Source organism: Shewanella sp. Arc9-LZ, from assembly GCF_010092445.1.
Classification (GTDB): Bacteria; Pseudomonadota; Gammaproteobacteria; order Enterobacterales; family Shewanellaceae; genus Shewanella.
The window spans coordinates 447,595-467,410 of sequence record NZ_CP048031.1 but is presented as its reverse complement, the minus strand read 5'-3'; the positions used below and the strand labels follow the sequence as shown (position 1 = coordinate 467,410).

Below are 19,816 nucleotides of genomic sequence, written 5' to 3'. Positions count from 1 at the left end.
TGCTCTACTGTGTAATATTGGGTCTTTGGTTTTACTTAAGCCTAAAACTAAAAAACCCCCGGTCCTTTCGGAGCGGGGGTTTTTGCAATCTGTTTGACTCTTAGGTCAGTCTAGTTGCCAAAACGCCACCCCCGCTGTGACTTAATAATCACTACGGTAATAATTTCGAGAATGAGAATGGCTGTGTGGTTTAACATGTTTTAGACTGTATCCTAAGTTTCTAGTATTAATTCGTTTGGTTATGTTCAAATAACGTTACGCTATAACTAACAAATACCATAAAAGATTTATCCAGCACAACTAAAAAATTGCCATTATAAAAAAAATTCAGCTTCCCTGCCGAGACAATGCAAACAACAACAAAAACTTAACGCATGAGTTCAACGAATAAATAATTAGAACTCAATCTAACAATTTGTTTTTTCAGCGTCCTAATCAATAACATTAGGACGTTTCGATTGATGCCTGTCCGACAACGACAACATAAACATGTTGCAAAAAACACTGAACAGGTACTTCACCAGTGACCTTATACGTTAGCTCGCTTCAACAATACTTTTCATATCGGTCATGTAACCACGTAACTCAGCGCCGATATACTCAACCTCTGTATTACGAATTTGTTCATTGACGTCGATTAAGCGAAGGTTATCAACACCTGTTGCTTGGTCTTTAAGCCCAGCACCTAAGTACTCTGATGACATAGCGTTAACATAATCACGTAACATTGGTACTGCTGCATGGTTGAATAAGTAACAACCGTATTCAGCCGTATCCGAGATAACCACGTTCATTTCATATAAACGCTTACGCGCAATAGTGTTGGCAATCAATGGTGTTTCATGTAGCGATTCATAATAAGCCGACTCTTCAACAATACCTGCGGCAACCATGGTATCAAACGCCAGTTCAACACCCGCTTTGATCATTGCCACCAAGAAAATACCTTTGTCGAAATAGGTTTGTTCATCGATATGTTCAGCTGACACTGGCGCATTTTCAAATGCGGTTTCGTTGGTTTCCGCTCTCCAACGTAACAAGTTGGTGTCATCATTAGCCCAATCTTCCATCATAGTGCGAGAAAACTCACCGCTGATAATGTCGTCCATGTGCTTTTCAAATAATGGCTTAAGGATAACTTTCAACTCTTCAGCCATATCAAATGCTTTGATTTTAGCTGGGTTTGATAAGCGATCCATCATGTTGGTAATGCCGCCGTGCTTAAGTGCTTCGGTAACAGTCTCCCAACCTTGCTGAATTAACTTGCCGGCATAACCAGGTTCAACACCATCAGCGACCATTTTCTCATAACCTAAAATGGCACCCGTTTGTAACATGCCACACAAAATGGTCTGCTCGCCCATCAAATCTGACTTAACTTCAGCCACAAACGATGACATTAATACACCGGCGCGGTCGCCACCAGTAGCACTTGCGTAAGCTTTAGCAATCGCTAAGCCATCACCATTTGGATCATTTTCTGGATGCACTGCAATCAATGTTGGCACACCAAATCCACGCTTGTATTCTTCACGAACTTCCGTCGCTGGACATTTTGGTGCAACCATAACCACAGTAATATCAGGACGAACTTGCATGCCTTCTTCAACGATATTGAAACCATGCGAATAAGATAACGTAGCACCTTGCTTCATTAATGGCATAACCGCGTTTACAACATTAGTGTGTTGCTTGTCTGGTGTAAGGTTTAACACTAAATCAGCCGCAGGAATAAGCTCTTCAAAGGTGCCGACTTTAAAGCCGTTATCGGTGGCTTTTTGCCACGATGCACGCTTTTCAGCAATAGCTTGCGGACGTAAGGCAAAAGAAATATTCAGGCCTGAGTCACGCATGTTTAAACCTTGGTTAAGACCTTGGGCGCCACAACCTAAAATCACGATATTCCAATCTTTAATATATTGGCAACCGTCACTGAATTCAGTACGGTCCATAAAGCGGCATTGTGCTAGTTGAGCTAATTGTTGACGTAAATTCAGAGAGTTAAAATAGTTAGCCATCTGATACCACCTATAAAATTTAGTAATTTGGGACTCAACATCTTATAAGTCAGCGACCTTAAGCGTTGTGATTGAAGTCACTATAGCGCATGCATATGATTGCTTAAAATGATATATTCGGGACATGACGTTGCAATTAATGCAACATGGAATGCTTAACCTAATATTTAACTTACACTCAACTTAATGCGTGCTTGAAGGTGCTGTGATGGATATCCGTTCACTTAAAATGTATTTACACTTATGCGATAGCCTGCATTTTGCCAAAACGGCGGAGCAATCGCATGTTAGTCCGTCAACCTTAAGCCGTGCGTTGCAGCGGTTAGAAGAGGAACTGGGCAGTAAATTATTTGACCGAGACAATCGAAGCGTCACGATTACCCATGCAGGCGTTGAATTTAAACGTTTTGCAGAGCAAACATTATCGGAATGGACCCAGCTGCGCAGTCGAATTGACCCAAGCCAACAGTTTTTACATGGCAATCTTAATTTGTACTGTTCAGTTACCGCAGCTTATAGCCATTTACCGGCACTGTTAGATCGGTTTAGACGTGAGCATCCCCATGTCGATATCAATCTCAACACGGGAGATCCAGCCAATGCGGTCAACCAAATTCAAAAAAATCGCGCCGATATCGCGATTATTGCATTACCGGAGGCGTTTCCAAGTAGCTTGCATTTTACTCCGATTGATAAAGTACCGATTTCCGTCATTGCGCCCACAATACAATGCCAAGTTCAGCAATGGGTAAACCAGCCAAAAATTGACTGGGCTAAACTGCCCTATATCGTACCGGACCATGGTCCCGGCAGAAAAAGGATTGATTTATGGTTTAAGCAAATGGGCATAAAACCCAATATTTATGCCCAAGTCTCTGGTCAGGAGGCGATTGTCTCTATGGTCGCGCTCGGCTGTGGTGTTGGTATTAGTCCAGAAGCGGTGATCCACAATAGTCCGGTACGCGATCGCATCCAAACCTTAGCTTCGCCAATCCCGATCCCGCCATTTGAATTAGGCTGTTGCTGCAAAGAAAAACGCACCAATGATCCAATCATTAGTGCGTTCTTAGACATCATTTAATGGTGCCGTGTAGATTGTTTAAGCTAATTGACTTAAGGCAGTGGCGGCATCTCAATATCTAACCGAGTAACCAGTAGTTGGTCGACTTTGTATGAGTCAATATCGACTACCTCAAATTTGTAACCTGCATAATTGACAAAGTCAGTACGTTTGGGGATTTTGCGCAACATATACATCATAAAACCAGCAATGGTTTCGTAATTTTGATTATGCGGAAACACTTCAATATTAAATGCTCGCATGACATCAGTAATCGGTGTAACCCCATCGACTAACCAAGAGTTACCATCACGGGCAACAATTTGTTCTTCACTTTCATGTAATGACCACGCGCCCATAACGGCACTTTGTAAATCATTGGTGGTAACTATGCCAACAACCAAAGCATATTCGTTCATCACCACCGCAAAGTCGGAACGATTATTCTTAAAATATTCCATCGACTCAGACAAGGTTAACGTATCTGGAATGATGAGGCAGTTATGCACTAACGTACTGCCTTTTAAGGTGATGTTCTCGCCGTTAATTACCCTAATCAGTAACTCTTTTGCATCAACAAAACCTTTGATCATATCCAGTTGACCATCACAAACTAAAAATTTGTTATGCGGGTTTTTAGCAATTTTCTGTTTGATGTCTTCTTCGCTGTCTTGCAGTAAAAAATACACTAAACTTTCACGTGCTGTCATTGCAGAGGTCACCGACACCGACTGCATTTCAAACACGTTTTCCATCATTTGTTGTTCGCCTTTATCCATCACCCCAGCTTCAGTACCGGCTGTCATCATGGCGTAAATATCATCATGGGTGACTTGGTCGTTACGTGCTGTAGGCACTTGCAACAATTTAAAAATTGCATTGGCCAAACCATTAAAAATCCACACAAACGGCTTTAATACTTTAATGCACAAAATAATTGGCATTACAAAAGTGACCGCAACTTGCTCTGGGATCACCATAGCAATTCGTTTAGGCATCAAATCAGCAAATAAAATAAACAATGAAGTGACCGTCACAAATGAACAAACAAAACTCAGCTGTAAACCCCACTCATTGCCCAATAAAGGCAACAGTAATTGTTCAAAATGAGGTCTAAAGGCTGATTCACCCACAATACCGCCCATAATCGCGACCGCATTGAGTCCGATTTGTACCACGGTAAAAAAACTGCCTGGATGCGCCTGAAGTTTAAGCACTTTTGCGGCACGTAAATCGCCCTCATCAGCCATTAATTGCAAACGCATTTTTCGTGATGCCGCGAGGGCAATTTCAGACATAGAAAAAAAACAACTAATGCCGATCAGGCACAAGATGATCAATAAATTATCAGAGAGGCTCATAGTTTACCTTTACCTGAATACTAGCCAAAATATCAGGAATGTATGTACATATCTTTGTTGCAAAATGGGCAACTGCAAGACCTCAGCCATTTATTAACATTCAAATTAATAAGGCTAATGATTCAATACAGATAGAAATAACGAGTGATGGAATATCATTATAGTGTTTCACGACAACAGACCTATTTATAATCGGTCCTTGTGAACGATAAAGCGACGGTATTCTACTCAACATCAGTCATTTAAACTAGCTTACAAGCACAACTTTATCTCACTTATTTAGCCTTTATCACGCAAAAAAAAACATCACTGCTAAACTGTAACCACCTCTTCATTTGTATATTATTCAAACAAAAGGAATTGTTGATGGCGATAGCCTGTGTATTTACTCGAGCAAGTTGTGGTGTAGAAGCGCCAAGAGTCACTGTTGAAGTTCATTTAAGCAACGGTTTACCCGCATTTAATCTAGTCGGACTGCCAGAAACTTCTGTCAAAGAAGCCAAAGAGCGTGTCAGAAGTGCGTTGATTAATGCGGGATTTGAATTCCCTCAAAAAAGAATTACCGTCAACCTAGCCCCAGCAGATTTACCAAAACAAGGTGGCCGCTATGATTTGCCTATTGCAGTCGGTATTCTCGCCGCATCAAATCAAGTTCCAGCTAAAGCGTTACACCAATGCGAGTTTGTTGGTGAGCTGGCTCTTTCTGGGCAAATTAGACCTTGCAGTGGATTATTGCCAGCCATTATTGCGGCACGTAATGATCAGCACCATTTTTTTATGCCCATCGAAAATAGACATGAAGCAGAGCTGGTTGGCTATAAGCACAGTTATTTTGTCGCTCACTTGCAAAACTTGGCGGCATTCCTACATGGCCAAGCACAATTACCGTTACTCGATACCTTACCCGAGTGGATTGAAGAAGAACCTCTGGTGCAATCATCGCTATGCATGAGCGATGTTATTGGCCAATATCAGGCAAAACACGGGCTTGAAATCGCCGCAGCCGGAGGACATAACATGCTATTTATTGGCCCCCCAGGGACGGGGAAAAGTATGTTAGCCAATCGAATTATTCCATTGCTGCCCAAGCTCACTTACGATGAAGCCATTGAAGTGGCAGCGATTCATTCTGTCGCCGGATTACATGTACAACCGCAAAACTTCCTTAACCGCCCTTTTCGCTCGCCGCATCATACATCATCATCTATTGCACTTATTGGCGGCGGCAGCCATCCCAAACCAGGTGAGATATCATTGGCGCACCGTGGAATATTATTTCTTGATGAAATAGCAGAGTTTCCTCGAAAGGTACTAGATTGTCTTCGAGAACCTTTGGAAACGGGTCAAGTTGAGATTTCACGTGCGGCAGCAAAATTGACCTTCTTAAGTCGATTTCAACTCATTGCCGCAATGAACCCAAGCCCTTGTGGTGATACGGAGCGCGCACGTTCGACCCCGGATCAAATTCAGCGTTACTTATCACGTTTATCTGGGCCGTTTTTAGACCGCTTCGATTTAACCGTAGATGTTCCTAAACTTCCTGCTGGCACCTTAACCCAACAACACCAACCCAGTGAGTCCAGCGTTGAAATAGCTAAACGAGTCAAACAAGCACGCGATCTACAACTCAGCCGCGCTGGGGTATTAAACAGTGAATTAACCCCAAAACAACTCAAACAAGATGGCGCTATAACTCAACCAGATCTCGCTTTTTTGGAACAAAGTGTCGTGAGCTTAGGATTGTCTGTACGTAGTTTTCATCGGATTCAACGGGTATCTCGTACCATTGCCGACTTACAGCAATCCCCTACAACTGAGCGCAGTCACATAGCTCAAGCCCTTGGTTATAGGGCCATGGATCGATTACTGGCAAAATTGAATCAGCAATAAACGTAATTTAACCTATCGTATAGATTGAGCAAAACTGCGACTACGAGTAACATAGCCCTCCGCTTAATAGGAGAGAAAAATGTCGCTGCTTTCGAAAATCAAAGGTTCAATTGCATTCTTATGCTATTTATTTAATACCATTTTTTGGACCATCCCTATCTTGGCGTTCAGTATTGTAAAATTGATCCCGATTGGCATTTGTCAAAAAATATGTAGTTATATTCTCGATAATTGCGCTACTGCATGGATCAGTGTCAATACGATAGTAGAATCAATTTTTCATCCAATGCGTATCAATGTCACTGGCGACCAATCTTTTTCTGAACAAGAATGGTACATGGTTATTGCTAACCATCAATCGTGGGTCGACATCCTCATTTTACAGCGAGTATTTAACCGCAAAATTCCCTTTTTAAAGTTTTTCCTCAAACAAGAACTGATTTTTGTCCCAGTACTTGGCCTCGCTTGGTGGGCATTAGACTTTCCATTTATGCGCCGTTACAGCACATCACAGTTGCGAAAAAATCCTAAATTGAAAGGTAAAGATATCGAGATTACTCGTAAAGCATGTGAAAAATTTAAAACGAAACCTGTGAGTATTATGAACTTTGTTGAAGGCACTCGTTTTACGGCAGCTAAACATGATAAACAAGGCTCGCCTTTTCAGCACCTTCTAAAACCTAAGGCTGGAGGAATGGCATTCGCATTATCCGCTATGGGAGAGCACATTAATAAACTGGTTAATGTCACCATATATTATCCAGATACCGTACCGACTTATTGGCACTATATTTGTGGTGGATTATCAGAGGTAAGAGTGGACATTAAAATCACTGATATTCCTCAGCGTATGCGTGGTGATTACCTAAAAGATCGCGAATTTAAAATTGAATTTCAAGAGCAGCTCAATCAACTTTGGCTAGATAAAGACCTGCAGTTACAAAATTTTGCGTCACAAGCAAAACAAGAGGGTTAACAAAATATGCTGGCTTTTTTACCTGGTCCAATACTGTTTATTATCAGTCTGACGCTATTGATCATCAATACCATTGTATGGAGCTCATTATTAACCATTGGCGGTGTGGCTAAATTATTACTGCCGTTCTTGCCTGCTCGCCGATTATTAACGCGAATAATGAACCGTTTTATGTGGTCATGGGCCACATGCAATGGCGGTATTTTATATTTGATATCCAACATTGAATGGGATGTAAAAGGGTTAGATAAACTCGACCCAAACGGTTGGTATTTACTGATCAGTAACCATGTCAGTGGCTTTGATATTGCAGCCCAAACGTATTTATTGCGTAACCATATTCCAATGTTGAAGTTCTTTTTAAAAAAAGAACTATTATATGTACCAATAATGGGCTTAGGTTGCTGGGCGCTCGACATGCCGTTTATGGATCGTACGAGTGCAGCAAAACTGAAAAAAAATCCTAAATTGAAAGGCAAAGATCTGCAAACAACCCGCAAAGCTTGCGAGCGTTTTAAGGACATGCCTACATCGATTATTAATTATGTTGAAGGCAGTCGGTTTACCGAAGAAAAACGACTACGTCAGAATTCACCTTATCGCCATTTATTACGTCCTAAAGCCAGTGGGATAGCTTTTACACTCTCAGCAATGGGCGAACAGTTTACCGGCCTGCTAAATATCACCTTGGTTTATCCTGAAACCTCGGAAAAAGTATTGGCGAATGTGATGCACGGACGCACTAAAAAAGTGGTGATCCGTATTGAAACTCTGCCAGTACCCAAAGTGGACTCAGAGGTCTACTTTTCAAGCCCAGAAACTCGTGTCGAATTTCAGCGGTGGTTAAATCAGCTTTGGCTTGAAAAAGATCAGCAAATAGATGACATAATAAAAGCTTACCGACAGCAGTAACTGCATTGAAGAGGTTAAACTGTCATAAAACCGACAAATGACGATTTTCTGTTGCGTTAGAGGTGTAAAACTGTCAGTTTTATAAGGAAAAAGAGTTTATCGATAACTCAATTGATAAAATTAATTAACAATTGAATGTGTAAGACTTAATGTCGGGTTTTATTGTTAATATAATTGAAAGTTGTCACAGCCTTTCCAATAAATTTTTTATAGGTGAAATTTGAATTTTCGTGCATTCACGCTTTTAACACACTGGCTAATTTTAGTCATAACATTGAGTTTTTCAGTGTCTGTTTCAGCGCAAAAAAATGATCCTTATGACAGCTTAACCGAAGTAAAATTTGACCATTTCAGTACCGAAGGGGACCTTAATCAAAACTCGATTACTCGTCTGTTTATGGACAGCTCAGGAATGCTTTGGATAGGGACTCAAGACGGTCTACACAGCTATAATGGTGTTGAGTTTGATTTATACTTAAAACAGCCAAAAAATACCAACTCTATTTCAGGCAATTTAATTACTGATATTTTGCAGTCACCTGACGGCGATTTATGGATAGGCACCTTCAACAATGGACTCAATCGATTTAACCTTACTACAGGGGAGTTTACTGCGTTTAAACAACCCCAAGGCTTAACTGAACTTCAGGTAACCCATCTTGCCGTGATTGGCGATACCTTATGGGTAGGTACTCGTTCGGGTTTGTACATACTATCTTTAAAAACCGAAAAAATTATTCTCGTCAGTTTAGGCAATAATATCACGCCCAATATTACCAGCATTGCCAATATTGACGATAAATACATTGTCGTTGGCACTCAATCACATGGCACATTTGCCATTGATAGTAATACTATTATTCGGCTTGATATCCCGCTCAATATGACGGTAAACCAAATCAAATCCAGCTCTGTTTATTCCGTCTGGCTGGCCATCGACAACCAAATTTGGCGCTACAATCTCGATACCCATAAAAAAGAACTGATATGGTCGCATGATGATAGTTTTGGCGATAACCGTAAGATAATTGATTTTATCGTGGTTAATGCCAATCAAATTTTTGCTATCGGCAACAATACCGGTTTATTCAAACTCGATTTTATGGGTGGCAAGTGGCACAGCACGCTTTATAAACATGATCCGCAAAAACTCAATTCCATCAGTGCTAATACACTACAAAGCCTAATGCTAGATCAAAACGGCACCCTATGGATTGGTACAGGTTATTCGGGCATCGATAAACTAAATCTCAGCCATCAATATTTTAGCCATTTTTACGACTACCAAACCAATGCTCCGGGCATGGCAAACATGATCCGCGTCATTTTCAGGGACACACAGCAACGCCTGTGGATAGGCACCGATGGTGCTGGACTTAAGTATTTGGCCCCCGATGATAACCAATATCATTACATCAATGATTTATTTGCAAAAACATTAGCGATACCTACAGAACAATTATCCTTGATAGTGCATGACATTAAACAAGATAAACAAGGTTTACTATGGTTTGCCACCAACGTAGGGCTGTTTACCTTAGATAAGAGCAATACCCTGCAGCAAATTAAACCGGCAAACGCACAATTTTATGCCGATACCCAAATCCGCAGTTTAGCCTTTGATGACAAAGACCGTTTATGGATAGCCAGCTCACAAGGTTTGTATTTTATCTCTGAGTATACAAATCGCATGATGGCTTATAACTTCGGCTTTCAAGCTGATTTTTCGCCATTCAAATACCAAATTATTAAACTTTATTTTAGCCAAGGTTATTTATGGCTAGGCACTATGGGCGGAGTGGTAAGGCTTTCAGCTGAAGCACAAAAACTAGACTTTTTGAGCCATGATTCAGAAAACCCTTACAGTCTGAGTGACAATCGTGTCAGAGACTTTTTGTTAGCAGAAAATGGCGACTTTTGGGTGGCTACACATGGTGGTATAGACAAGCTAACAATAGAATACGGCACGTTTAAATTTGAAAGAATGGACGTCAACGCAGACAAAAGCAGTAATACAGTTTATGCGATTTTAGAAGACGAAAAACACGATTTATGGCTGAGTACTAACTCGGGTATTTCACGTTTTACCCCGAGTAATAAAAGCTTTATTTCTTATAATAAATTCGAAGGTTTGCAAGCCAATGAATTTAATGGTTCAGCTAAGTTTAAAGAGCTTAACGGTACCTTATGGTTTGGTGGTATTCGAGGCCTTAACCAATTTAACCCAAGCACTATTCCAAGCCAAAGGTCTGAGAACAAACTGGCGCTGACAAAATACACGATTGGTGAAACCCAACACCCTATTCGCGACTTAAGCCATGCTCCGCGCATTATCATGCCTTATGAACAACAACTCATCAGCTTTGAAGTCGGCTCGCTCAATTTCAGTTACCCAGGATTAAGCCGTTTTAGCTACTTTTTAGACGGTTATGACAACGATTGGCGCGAATTATCCCATGGCAACGAAATCACCTATACCAACTTACCACCTGGTGAATACAAGTTAGTGGTTCGTCATGCGCTAGGGACGAATAGATACAGCCAATACACACTTAATGTGAACGTGTCAGTAGTGCCACCAATGTATATGAGCAACACAGCTTATATTCTGTATATTACGGTCGGATTATTAATTATTGTTTGGTTTTTTTATGCCCGAAAGAAAAAACAGGCCAAGCAACGTGAATTTGACAACAGTATTCGCGCCTCTGAAGAGCGTCTAAAACTGGCACTTTGGGCTTCTGGCGATGGTATGTGGGATTGGAACATTAAAGACGATAAAGTCTATCGAACTAACATGATCGAGCCGATGAGTTTTTCGTTAAAAGATCAGTTATTGAATAAAAATATTGATCCAGAAGACCGACCACGAGTGCAAAAACTGCTTAACGATCACCTTAACGGTGAAAGTGAGTTCTTTGAAGCAGAGTATCGCGTTGAAACTAAACCTGGAGAATGGGCTTGGGTGTTAGATCGTGGTCAAATTGTTGAACGTGATGGCAATAATATTCCAGTGCGAATGGCTGGAACTCATAAAGACATTACTAGCCGAAAAATCACAGAAAACGAACTCAAGCTATCATCGCAAGTCTTGTTTAGTATGAACGAAGCCGTTGTCGTTGGTGAACTAGACTATCAAATACGCTCAATCAATCCAGCTTTTAGTCGCATTACTGGCTTTAAACATCGTGATGTTGTCGGTAAGCATTTCTTGTTTTTAACCATGGGAAAGCAGTCGCGCGAGTTTTATAACTCAGTTGAAACCCAGCTATTAAGACACAAACATTGGGCCGGTGAAATTCACATTAGAACCCGCAACCGTCGCGGTATTCTTGCATGGCTAGAAATTAACCAAGTTATCGATAATAAAGGTGAAACGAGCCACTTTGTGGCGGTGTTCACCGATATTACTGCCCGTAAAAAAGCCGAAGAAGATTTACGAGTATTGGCTAACTTTGATCCACTGACCGGACTGCCTAACCGCACTTTATTCCAGGACAGGCTCAACCAAGCCGTGACGAAAGCACACCGTGCCAATAGCATCGTAGCATTGTTATTTTTAGATCTTGACCGATTTAAACATATCAATGACTCAATGGGCCACCACATCGGTGATTTACTGCTTAAAGCCGTCGCGCATCGCCTGCAAAATGCTGTACGAGATGGCGATACCGTTGCACGCTTAGGCGGAGATGAATTTACCATCATTTTAGAAGGTGTTGCCAAAACGAAAGCCGCCACCATTATTGCCGAAAAAGTGTTACACGCTTTTCAAACACCTTTTTTACTTGACGATAAAATACTGACTATATCACCGTCGATTGGTATCAGTTTGTACCCAGAAGATGCAGATGATACCACCTCATTGATTAAGTATGCTGATACCGCCATGTATCACGCAAAATCACTGGGGCGCAATAACTTCCAATTCTATACCGAGCAATTAAACCAATATGCTACACGTCATGTTCAGTTAGAGGCCGGACTTAAAAAAGCGATTCAAGACAATGAGCTATATTTGGTTTATCAACCTAAATACGATGTAAAAACTGAAAAAATTATCGGACTGGAAGCGTTAATGCGCTGGGAAAGCCCAGAACTTGGTTTTATTTCACCGGTTGAGTTTATTCCGCTGGCGGAAGAAACAGGCATCATCAATCAGATTGGTCAATGGGCTATTCAACAAGCCTGTAACCAACTGGCGCAATGGCATCAACAAGGTTTTGAGCATATATCTGTCGCCGTTAACCTTTCAGCCAGACAATTGAAAGCCGATATCATTTCGACCATAGAAGTCGCATTAGCGGTATCTGGATTACCGGCAAGCGCCTTAGAACTCGAATTAACCGAATCGATGATTATGGGTAACCCACAGGATTCCGTTGCCGTGCTATCGCAACTCAAAGCATTAGGCTTAACCATTGCGATTGATGACTTTGGTACCGGATACTCAAGCTTAAGCTATTTGAAACGCTTCCCAATTGATACCTTGAAGATTGATCGTGAATTTGTACGTGATATAACTGAAGATCCTGACGATGCTGCCATCACTAGCGCCATTATAACCTTGGCACACAGTTTAGAGCTTAACGTTGTTGCTGAAGGTGTTGAAACCCAAGCGCAATTGAATTTCTTACGTGAGGGGGGGTGTGATCAAGTACAGGGCTTCTTGCTCAGTAAACCACTGAGTGCGGTTAATTGCCTTGCATTATTAACGCAAGACAAAGTTAAGATTAGTCATTCATAAGGCAAAATAAAAGCTCCATTTAGGAGCTTTTATGTGTATTTTACTGATTGAATAAACTATAAGCTATAAGCTATAAGCTATAAGCTATAAGCTATAAGCTATAAGCTATAAGCTATAAGCTATAAGCTATAAACTACGGTGCAACACGTTCAACGCGTTTTACCCAGCCTTGCGGTGCAGTAACGTTGCCTTTTTGTAGCTCAGTAAACAGCTTATAAATACGCTGAATATTAGGACCTACCTTACCGTCGCCAACGGTCAAAACCCGACCATCTTCGAAGATATATGAACTGACAGGCGATACCACCGCAGCAGTACCAAATCCACCCGCTTCAATAATTTCACCCGCTTCAATATCAGCAATGAATTTATCTAACATCACCGTTTCTTGTCTCACTTCACAACCCAGCATATCCCCAAGTTCCATAATGGACTGAGAGGTAATGGATTTTAAAATGGTGTCTGTGAATGTCGGAATAATCACAGTGCCATCTTTTAAAATGTGAAAGTGATTCATCGCGCCAGCTTCTTCAATTTGAGTATTAGTTGAATCTAAATACAATACCTGCGATGCGCCATATTCTACAGCGGCTTTACCTGCACGCAGTGAAGCAGCATAGTTACCAGCAGCTTTTGAAGCACCAGTACCACCAGATACTGCACGGTGGTACTTAGTACTGATTAACAAGCGAATACCATTATTAACCCCAGAGGCATAATACGCTCCAGATGGGCTTAGCATGACGCAGAATGTATATTGCTGACTAGGGCTAACAGACAAACGATCTTCTGTTGCAAAAATAAAAGGTCGAATGTATAAACACGCACCTTGTTGCTGTGGGAACCACAAACGGTCAACATCAATAAGGGCATTAATTGCCTTTACTTGCATACTTTCATCGATATTCGGAATACACACGATATCGGCAGAACGGTTCATGCGCTCAGCGTTTTTATTTAAGCGGAAGGTGTAAATCTCGCCATCTTCGTGCATAAAGGCTTTAGCGCCTTCAAAAATTGATTGGCCATAATGCAATGACATTGCACCGGGTGCCATTTCAAACGGGCCGTAAGGAACTATGCGCGGATCGCACCATTGACCATCACGATAATCCATCAAAAACATGTGATCAGTACGAAGCTTACCGAAACCCACATCGCCTTCAGGCTTAAATGGCTCTGTGCGGCGCTCTGACGCTGATTTTAAATTATATTTTATGTCCATTGCATACCACCTTAAAAACTGAGCTTGCAGACTATGGAGGCTAGAGAATAATGTCAAGTCGCAGCCCTAGATCCTAAATCAAAATACGTCAATTGAACGTAACAAGCATCAATATATTTATTCATACTGCAACAGACAAACTGTCAGTGCATATCTCATTCTGTCACTAGCCTAATCACAACGCATCAATCAAGATTAATCAAAGTTATGTCACCAAGAATGATTATCCATTTATGGCTAACTTGCCACTGCTGCAATCACCGAAATTTCAACCAAGTATTCAGGTTCGGCAATCGCTGCTTGTACACAAGCTCTTGCTGGGGCATGCCCTTTGGGTAACCAGTTGTCCCACACTTGATTCATTGCATCGTAATCAGCCATATCTTTAAGGTAAATAGTGGCTGATAAAATATGATCGCGTCGACTACCCGATTGTACGAGCAAGCTTTCGACCTCTTCAAGCATGGTAATAGTTTGGGTATTAATATCGGTGAACTTATCTTTAGCCACCTGGCCGCACAGATAAACGGTATTGTTGTGGATCACAATACTGCTCATGCGAGTGTTAACATCGAGTCGGGTAATTGTCATAAAAAGGTCTTTTACTGTCTTGGTTAGCAGATGAAAATAGCGCGATCTGAGATAAAGCACAATATAGTACGATTTATTGAATATATTTTAGCCACTTAGTTTTAAAGGCTATTCCTATAGGCCTTGTCACTGCTAGAATCGGGTTTCCATCCAGAAACGTATAGGACTCCCCATGAGCCTTGAATTATTGTCCCAACTGGAAACCAAAATCCAGGCAACTCTCGAAAATATTGAGCTACTAAAAATGGAGCTTGATGAAGAGAAGCAAAAGAACGAAGCGTTGCTTTCACAGCAACAAGAATTGACACAAAAAAACCAACAATTGCAGCAAGACCTAAACTCTTGGAGTGATAAGGTCAACGGCCTTGTTGGTTTATTGAATAACGAAATCTAAATGGATTGATACTGCTTTGATTGTATTTCAATCAAGGCATTTAATTCACTGATAGCCTGCTTAACTTTCGGCAGGCTTTTTTTCGTCTGTAAAAAGCGCCCTTTATCAAACTCGAGTAACCCTAAGTCTTTTACCCAAATCACGCCACTCAAAAAGATCCTAGCATGCTTAACTATCAATTTAGGTGCATAAACAGGGAACATTCTCATACGACTTCCTCCAAGAAAATACATGCACAAGGTGCAATGAAATAACGACGATAAGCCATGTATAAGTCGGAAATGTAAATGTTCAAAGCAGATATAAACCACTATTCACTTTCTTGTTAAGCACAACTTCAATGTCATCAAGTTTGACCACATGATGCCGAAAGAGTTTCATTAACATGCTATTTTTTATTGTTCTGATAAATCCCATAAATCTCAAGTGACACTTTAATGCCGCTTGCCAATATTTTGACGCCATGTTAAGATCTTTGATGTTACTCAGGGTAAAAAAGAGTCATTTGACTCATCTCCGTATCGTCTTTTATAGACATACGGTTTTTTTTTGCCTGCGATAAACTTCCATTCCGCGCAATCAACATCCCGCCTAAATCACAGCATCAGCCTCTTGTTTAAAAATATGAGTATTGTTTGATAACCTTTGCTGAAATTTAGACAACAAAAAAGGAGCCGAAGCTCCTTATTTAACAAACATAAGTTGTGTAGATTACTTTTTGTTCATTGATGTTAAGTAAAATGCGATATCAATTAATTCATCATAAGATTTAATCGAGCTGGTTTCGACGCGATATTTGCCGTTAACTACTAATGTTGGTACACCAGAAATTTTAGCATTTTCAGTATCACGCTTCATTTTCGACATCTGTGCGTTAACCATAAATGAACTTGCCGCTGCATCGTAAGCTTTACCATCTACGCCGTTAGCGATAAATACTGCTCTGATATCGTCTGCGCGAGTAAATTGCTGACGCTTGTCGTGGATAGCGCTAAATAAAGCTGCGTCCATTTTTTTCTCGACATTTAACTGCTGAGCAACCGCAAAAGCACGTGACATTTCTACGCCCATTTCACGACCGATAAACTCAACGTGGGACTGATTAAATGTGACACCTTCAGGTAAGTTCGCTTCAATTTTAGGCACTACTGTTTTAGAAAAATTAAAACAATGTGGACAATAGAATGAGAAAAACTCAGTAATTTCTGGCTTGGCAGTTTCAGGGCCGTCATTAATAACCGTGTAATGTACACCTTCTTTATAATCGGCAGCCATCGCAGCCATAGGCGCTAGCAGGAGTGCAGCAGCCATCAGTAATGCTTTTTTCATTTTACTTCCTTCTAAATAGGCAAAAATATAAATACGCTGGCTCTATCATAGTCTAGCGTTAGCCTGTAACTCAATCGCTAGTCAATTGTATTTGTAACTAAATACTATTAGGTAGTGATTATGAAATATTGTTAATTAAAACTAGGTAAACTCAATGGTGGCTCATTAAGCGCAGATAACTGCTCCTTAAACGCCAGAGTTTGTTGTTCCCAATACTTAATATCGCCAAACCATGGAAAATTCATCGGGAATGCAGGGTCATCCCAGCGCTTGGCTAACCACGCATTATAATGCACCATCCGGAAAGCCCTTAACGGCTCAATGAGTGCCAACTGTCTCGCATCAAAATCACAAAACTCTTGATATCCCTCTAATAAAATATCAATTTGTAATAATTGCTGCTGACGATCTCCGGTCAACATCATCCATAAATCTTGTACTGCTGGCCCTTGCCTGGCATCGTCTAAATCAACAAATCCAGGTCCATCTGGTGTCCATAAAATATTACTAGGGTGTAAATCTCCGTGCAAGCGTATAGAGGTAAAATTGTGCTGCTGCCATATCTGCTTGGCTTTCTCTAAAACTTGCTCTACTACGGTGAAAAAAGCTGTCTGCATCGAACTGGCAACAATACCACTTTCGCGTAAATAGCGATAAGACTCATCGCCCAAAATGGCAGGGGTCAGCGATTCACGGTATTTAAAAGGCTGCATTGCGCCATATTGATGAATTCGGCCAATAAAGCGGCCAACCGATTCAAGTTGTTCAAGATTGTCTACTTCAAATGCCCGCCCGCCAATAGACGGAAAAAGACCAAAACGATAACCTTGATACTCAAATAAGGTTTTACCTTCAATAACGACAGGAACGGCAATAGGAATATCTTCTGCCGCCAATGCCAAGGCATAATCGTGCTCTTCTTGAATTTGTTCATTGCTCCAACGATGCGGCCGATAAAACTTCACCACATAACGAATGCCTTGATCGCAGCGGAATTGGTACACCCTATTTTCGTAACTGTTTAATGCTAATAGCCCCGTCTCAGGGAAGACGCCGATGCTTTCGATGGCATCTAAAATGAGATCGGGTCTCAATGCCTGAAAATGAAACTCTGCGCCTGTACCGTTGTCCATGTATACCTTCTTAAGCAGTTTGAATATGTGGGGCAAGTAGCGTTAATAAAAACGCTAATACGTCTAACTCATTTGCGCTATCGGTGGAAATCCAACAAATATCACCATAAAACTCATAATGTAACCATAAAGGGCTGCCTTCAAAGTTGAGTAACCATTGATGACGATCTGCGCCCCATTGGCGCTCTCGAATATCACAATCAAGTGCAGCCGCTAGCGGTTCTGCAAATCGTTCAAATTGCTCAAAATCCACTTCAGCTTGAATAACAATACTCAATGCTGCGGGATCTAATTTGGCTGATAATAATTTCATAATCGACTCAGATAAAATACATCAATTAACTGCTACAAGACATTATTAAGCCTTGTCCCCATTTAGGTGGGCGTTTGGCAAAATCTTCCATCTCGGGTTGTTCGTCAAAAGGACGTTGCAAAAGTTGTTGAAGTTGCAATGATTTACTGTTGTCGCCATTTTCTTCAATCGCGATAATAGCTTCCTGGGCGAGGTAATTGCGCAAAATATATTTAGGGTTGGCACTATTACGATCACTTTGCCATGTATTCACATCCGCCACCTCACCGACTCGGTTTTGGTAAGCTTTATACCAAGTGTCAAAACCAGCAAGGTCGAGCATATCGTCTCGCAAACTAGAATGTGCGCTACTCGGGTCTAGTTGGCCAAAACGGCGTAAACTATTGGTATAATCAAGTTGGTTAGTTTCGAGTAATCCGGTTAATTGCCCCACAAGCTGCAAATCTTTGTTATCGAATTCGGCCTGTTCCTCTGCATTAACAACATTTGGGTTAATATTGGATTGAGAAAGGCCTAACTTAGCGCGCATGAGTAATAAATACTGCTGAACTAATTCAAATTGATAAGTATTTAGCGCTGCGATTAAATCATCCGACTCGATAATAGGCGTTAATGTTTGCGCCAAACGCTTGAGGTTCCATAATCCAATTCCTGGTTGCTGTCCAAAGGCATAACGACCTTCGTGATCGGAGTGATTACAGATAAAGTCTTCTTTAAAGGTGTCTAAGAAAGCAAATGGGCCAAAATCGAAGGTATCACCAAGTATCGACATATTGTCGGTATTCATCACCCCGTGAGCAAAACCAACAGACTGCCAATGAGCAATCATTTTAGCGGTAGACTGCACCACCTCATAAAACCATTTTTTGTAACCTGCTGCATCGGTTGATAAATGTGGAAAATGCTGTTGAATGGTAAAATTAACTAATTGAGTCAGTTTGGCTGCATCGCCTTGCTCGCTATGAAAGAAATATTCAAAATGGCCGAACCGAATGTGACTTTTTGCCAAACGTACCGTTATTGCGGCCGTTTCTTGGCTTTCGCGCCATACGGGTAAATCGGAACCAATAACGGCTAACGCACGGCTGGTAGGTACATTTAGCGCAGCAAGCGCTTCGGATACTAAAAACTCTCGTACTGCTGAGCGCATTACCGCCCGACCATCACCTTGGCGAGAATACGGTGTTGGACCGCCGCCTTTTAACGCGACATCCCAAGCCCCATTTGGACCAATAGCTTCACCTAATATAATTGAACGACCATCGCCCAATCTTGGTGTATAGCCACCAAATTGATGGCCACTATAAACTTGAGCGTAATAACAGGCACCAGGAGCGGCATAGTTGGCCGATAATTGCATCAACAGTTCAGTATTGGGTTTTTCTAAACCAATTAATTGAGCCGCGTCATCACTCCAACCCAGCCAATGAGGATTACTGATGGGTAAAGGATAAACTTGCGAATAAAAGCCTTCTAGTTGCTCAAAAAAATCTTGCTTAAACTGCATTATGCTTTGTACCCACGACCTGATTCTCACACTGCAATTGTTGCTTTTCATCTATCTGACACAACTCGCCACATGCAAACGCTTGCTCTGCAGGCACTGACGAGGCTTGCAAGCGTAACATTCCAGCACCTTTAGCTTGGCATTGCTCCAATGAATCGTAAAAACCGGCAATGTGGTCTTGCAGTACTATTTGGGTCGGTATAGGCGTTCTGTCTGCAACATAAAATAGGGTCCATTCAGGTGTACGAATACAACCGGCAAGTAAAACTACTGTGGCAGTAAACAGCAATGTTTTTGTTAATGTACGAGTCATTAATGTCATTTTAAACCTTGAAAGCATTGGATTTGAAGCAACAAAAA

16 protein-coding genes are annotated in these 19,816 nt (G+C 41.2%); 6 read left to right on the top strand and 10 right to left on the bottom strand.

What is annotated here, in order from left to right; genetic code table 11:
* Positions 1 to 536: 536 nt before the first annotated feature.
* On the bottom strand, positions 537 to 2,018 hold the full coding sequence (ilvC, locus tag GUY17_RS02200; RefSeq protein ID WP_162022165.1) for a ketol-acid reductoisomerase: 1,482 nt from the start codon (positions 2,016 to 2,018) through the stop codon (positions 537 to 539).
* Between the two features lie 208 nt (positions 2,019 to 2,226).
* Between ilvC and ilvY the strand changes: the two genes are divergently transcribed.
* The gene (ilvY, locus tag GUY17_RS02195; protein WP_101087268.1) at positions 2,227 to 3,099 is read left to right on the top strand and encodes an HTH-type transcriptional activator IlvY; all 873 of its coding nucleotides are present in this window, start codon (positions 2,227 to 2,229) and stop codon (positions 3,097 to 3,099) included.
* A gap of 32 nt (positions 3,100 to 3,131) precedes the next feature.
* Here the strand turns inward: ilvY and GUY17_RS02190 are convergent, their stop codons facing one another.
* On the bottom strand, positions 3,132 to 4,439 hold the full coding sequence (locus GUY17_RS02190; RefSeq protein ID WP_101087269.1) for a hemolysin family protein: 1,308 nt from the start codon (positions 4,437 to 4,439) through the stop codon (positions 3,132 to 3,134).
* A gap of 366 nt (positions 4,440 to 4,805) precedes the next feature.
* Between GUY17_RS02190 and GUY17_RS02185 the strand changes: the two genes are divergently transcribed.
* The 4 genes from GUY17_RS02185 to GUY17_RS21265 all read left to right on the top strand — a co-directional run bounded on the left by GUY17_RS02185 (position 4,806) and on the right by GUY17_RS21265 (position 12,964).
* A complete protein-coding gene (locus tag GUY17_RS02185; protein WP_101087270.1) occupies positions 4,806 to 6,329 on the top strand; it encodes a YifB family Mg chelatase-like AAA ATPase in 1,524 nt (507 codons plus the stop codon).
* Between the two features lie 79 nt (positions 6,330 to 6,408).
* Positions 6,409 to 7,305, top strand: a complete 897-nt coding sequence (locus GUY17_RS02180; protein ID WP_101087271.1) for an acyltransferase — start codon at positions 6,409 to 6,411, stop codon at positions 7,303 to 7,305.
* A 6-nt stretch (positions 7,306 to 7,311) separates the two neighbouring features.
* Complete coding sequence (locus GUY17_RS02175) at positions 7,312 to 8,217, top strand: acyltransferase (RefSeq protein WP_162022164.1); 906 nt, start codon at positions 7,312 to 7,314, stop codon at positions 8,215 to 8,217.
* A gap of 286 nt (positions 8,218 to 8,503) precedes the next feature.
* Positions 8,504 to 12,964 (top strand): EAL domain-containing protein, encoded by a 4,461-nt coding sequence (locus GUY17_RS21265; protein ID WP_101087315.1) that lies wholly within the window; start codon positions 8,504 to 8,506, stop codon positions 12,962 to 12,964.
* A 133-nt stretch (positions 12,965 to 13,097) separates the two neighbouring features.
* Here GUY17_RS21265 and GUY17_RS02165 read toward each other — a convergent pair whose 3' ends face one another.
* Together GUY17_RS02165 and GUY17_RS02160 are read right to left on the bottom strand one after the other, a co-directional pair.
* Positions 13,098 to 14,189: a branched-chain amino acid aminotransferase gene (locus GUY17_RS02165; RefSeq protein ID WP_101087273.1), complete on the bottom strand. Its 1,092-nt coding sequence runs from the start codon at positions 14,187 to 14,189 to the stop codon at positions 13,098 to 13,100.
* Between the two features lie 237 nt (positions 14,190 to 14,426).
* On the bottom strand, positions 14,427 to 14,780 hold the full coding sequence (locus GUY17_RS02160) for a RidA family protein (RefSeq protein WP_162022163.1): 354 nt from the start codon (positions 14,778 to 14,780) through the stop codon (positions 14,427 to 14,429).
* 172 nt (positions 14,781 to 14,952) lie between these two features.
* Here GUY17_RS02160 and GUY17_RS02155 point away from each other — a divergent pair, with 172 nt between their 5' ends.
* Positions 14,953 to 15,174 carry a cell division protein ZapB gene (locus GUY17_RS02155; RefSeq protein ID WP_011635901.1) on the top strand — a complete coding sequence of 74 codons (222 nt, stop codon included), beginning with the start codon at positions 14,953 to 14,955 and terminating at the stop codon, positions 15,172 to 15,174.
* On the opposite strand, the gene GUY17_RS02150 is transcribed toward GUY17_RS02155, so the two are convergent.
* From GUY17_RS02150 to GUY17_RS02125, 6 genes are all read right to left on the bottom strand, one after another.
* The gene (locus GUY17_RS02150; protein ID WP_101087275.1) at positions 15,171 to 15,383 is read right to left on the bottom strand and encodes a DUF1107 domain-containing protein; all 213 of its coding nucleotides are present in this window, start codon (positions 15,381 to 15,383) and stop codon (positions 15,171 to 15,173) included. The two genes, GUY17_RS02155 and GUY17_RS02150, sit on opposite strands and share 4 nt — an antisense overlap.
* 502 nt (positions 15,384 to 15,885) lie before the next feature.
* The gene (locus GUY17_RS02145; RefSeq protein ID WP_101087276.1) at positions 15,886 to 16,503 is read right to left on the bottom strand and encodes a thiol:disulfide interchange protein DsbA/DsbL; all 618 of its coding nucleotides are present in this window, start codon (positions 16,501 to 16,503) and stop codon (positions 15,886 to 15,888) included.
* A 131-nt stretch (positions 16,504 to 16,634) separates the two neighbouring features.
* Positions 16,635 to 17,636: a serine/threonine protein kinase gene (locus GUY17_RS02140; RefSeq protein ID WP_162022162.1), complete on the bottom strand. Its 1,002-nt coding sequence runs from the start codon at positions 17,634 to 17,636 to the stop codon at positions 16,635 to 16,637.
* Positions 17,637 to 17,646: 10 nt separating this feature from the next.
* A complete protein-coding gene (locus GUY17_RS02135) occupies positions 17,647 to 17,949 on the bottom strand; it encodes a DUF3630 family protein (RefSeq protein ID WP_101087278.1) in 303 nt (100 codons plus the stop codon).
* A gap of 25 nt (positions 17,950 to 17,974) precedes the next feature.
* Complete coding sequence (locus GUY17_RS02130) at positions 17,975 to 19,456, bottom strand: YdiU family protein (RefSeq protein WP_162022161.1); 1,482 nt, start codon at positions 19,454 to 19,456, stop codon at positions 17,975 to 17,977.
* Positions 19,446 to 19,778: a hypothetical protein gene (locus tag GUY17_RS02125; protein ID WP_162022160.1), complete on the bottom strand. Its 333-nt coding sequence runs from the start codon at positions 19,776 to 19,778 to the stop codon at positions 19,446 to 19,448. The genes GUY17_RS02130 and GUY17_RS02125 overlap by 11 nt, the downstream gene beginning before the upstream one ends.
* Positions 19,779 to 19,816: the final 38 nt, after the last annotated feature.

What these genes read in the sequence shown, in the direction of transcription:
- ilvC (WP_162022165.1), bottom strand. Translation starts at nt 2,018, where the DNA reads ATGGCTAACTATTTTAACTCTCTGAATTTACGTCAACAATTAGCTCAA.
- ilvY (WP_101087268.1), top strand. Translation starts at nt 2,227, where the DNA reads ATGGATATCCGTTCACTTAAAATGTATTTACACTTATGCGATAGCCTG.
- GUY17_RS02190 (WP_101087269.1), bottom strand. Translation starts at nt 4,439, where the DNA reads ATGAGCCTCTCTGATAATTTATTGATCATCTTGTGCCTGATCGGCATT.
- GUY17_RS02185 (WP_101087270.1), top strand. Translation starts at nt 4,806, where the DNA reads ATGGCGATAGCCTGTGTATTTACTCGAGCAAGTTGTGGTGTAGAAGCG.
- GUY17_RS02180 (WP_101087271.1), top strand. Translation starts at nt 6,409, where the DNA reads ATGTCGCTGCTTTCGAAAATCAAAGGTTCAATTGCATTCTTATGCTAT.
- GUY17_RS02175 (WP_162022164.1), top strand. Translation starts at nt 7,312, where the DNA reads ATGCTGGCTTTTTTACCTGGTCCAATACTGTTTATTATCAGTCTGACG.
- GUY17_RS02165 (WP_101087273.1), bottom strand. Translation starts at nt 14,189, where the DNA reads ATGGACATAAAATATAATTTAAAATCAGCGTCAGAGCGCCGCACAGAG.
- GUY17_RS02160 (WP_162022163.1), bottom strand. Translation starts at nt 14,780, where the DNA reads ATGACAATTACCCGACTCGATGTTAACACTCGCATGAGCAGTATTGTG.
- GUY17_RS02155 (WP_011635901.1), top strand. Translation starts at nt 14,953, where the DNA reads ATGAGCCTTGAATTATTGTCCCAACTGGAAACCAAAATCCAGGCAACT.
- GUY17_RS02150 (WP_101087275.1), bottom strand. Translation starts at nt 15,383, where the DNA reads ATGAGAATGTTCCCTGTTTATGCACCTAAATTGATAGTTAAGCATGCT.
- GUY17_RS02145 (WP_101087276.1), bottom strand. Translation starts at nt 16,503, where the DNA reads ATGAAAAAAGCATTACTGATGGCTGCTGCACTCCTGCTAGCGCCTATG.
- GUY17_RS02140 (WP_162022162.1), bottom strand. Translation starts at nt 17,636, where the DNA reads ATGGACAACGGTACAGGCGCAGAGTTTCATTTTCAGGCATTGAGACCC.
- GUY17_RS02135 (WP_101087278.1), bottom strand. Translation starts at nt 17,949, where the DNA reads ATGAAATTATTATCAGCCAAATTAGATCCCGCAGCATTGAGTATTGTT.
- GUY17_RS02130 (WP_162022161.1), bottom strand. Translation starts at nt 19,456, where the DNA reads ATGCAGTTTAAGCAAGATTTTTTTGAGCAACTAGAAGGCTTTTATTCG.
- GUY17_RS02125 (WP_162022160.1), bottom strand. Translation starts at nt 19,778, where the DNA reads ATGACATTAATGACTCGTACATTAACAAAAACATTGCTGTTTACTGCC.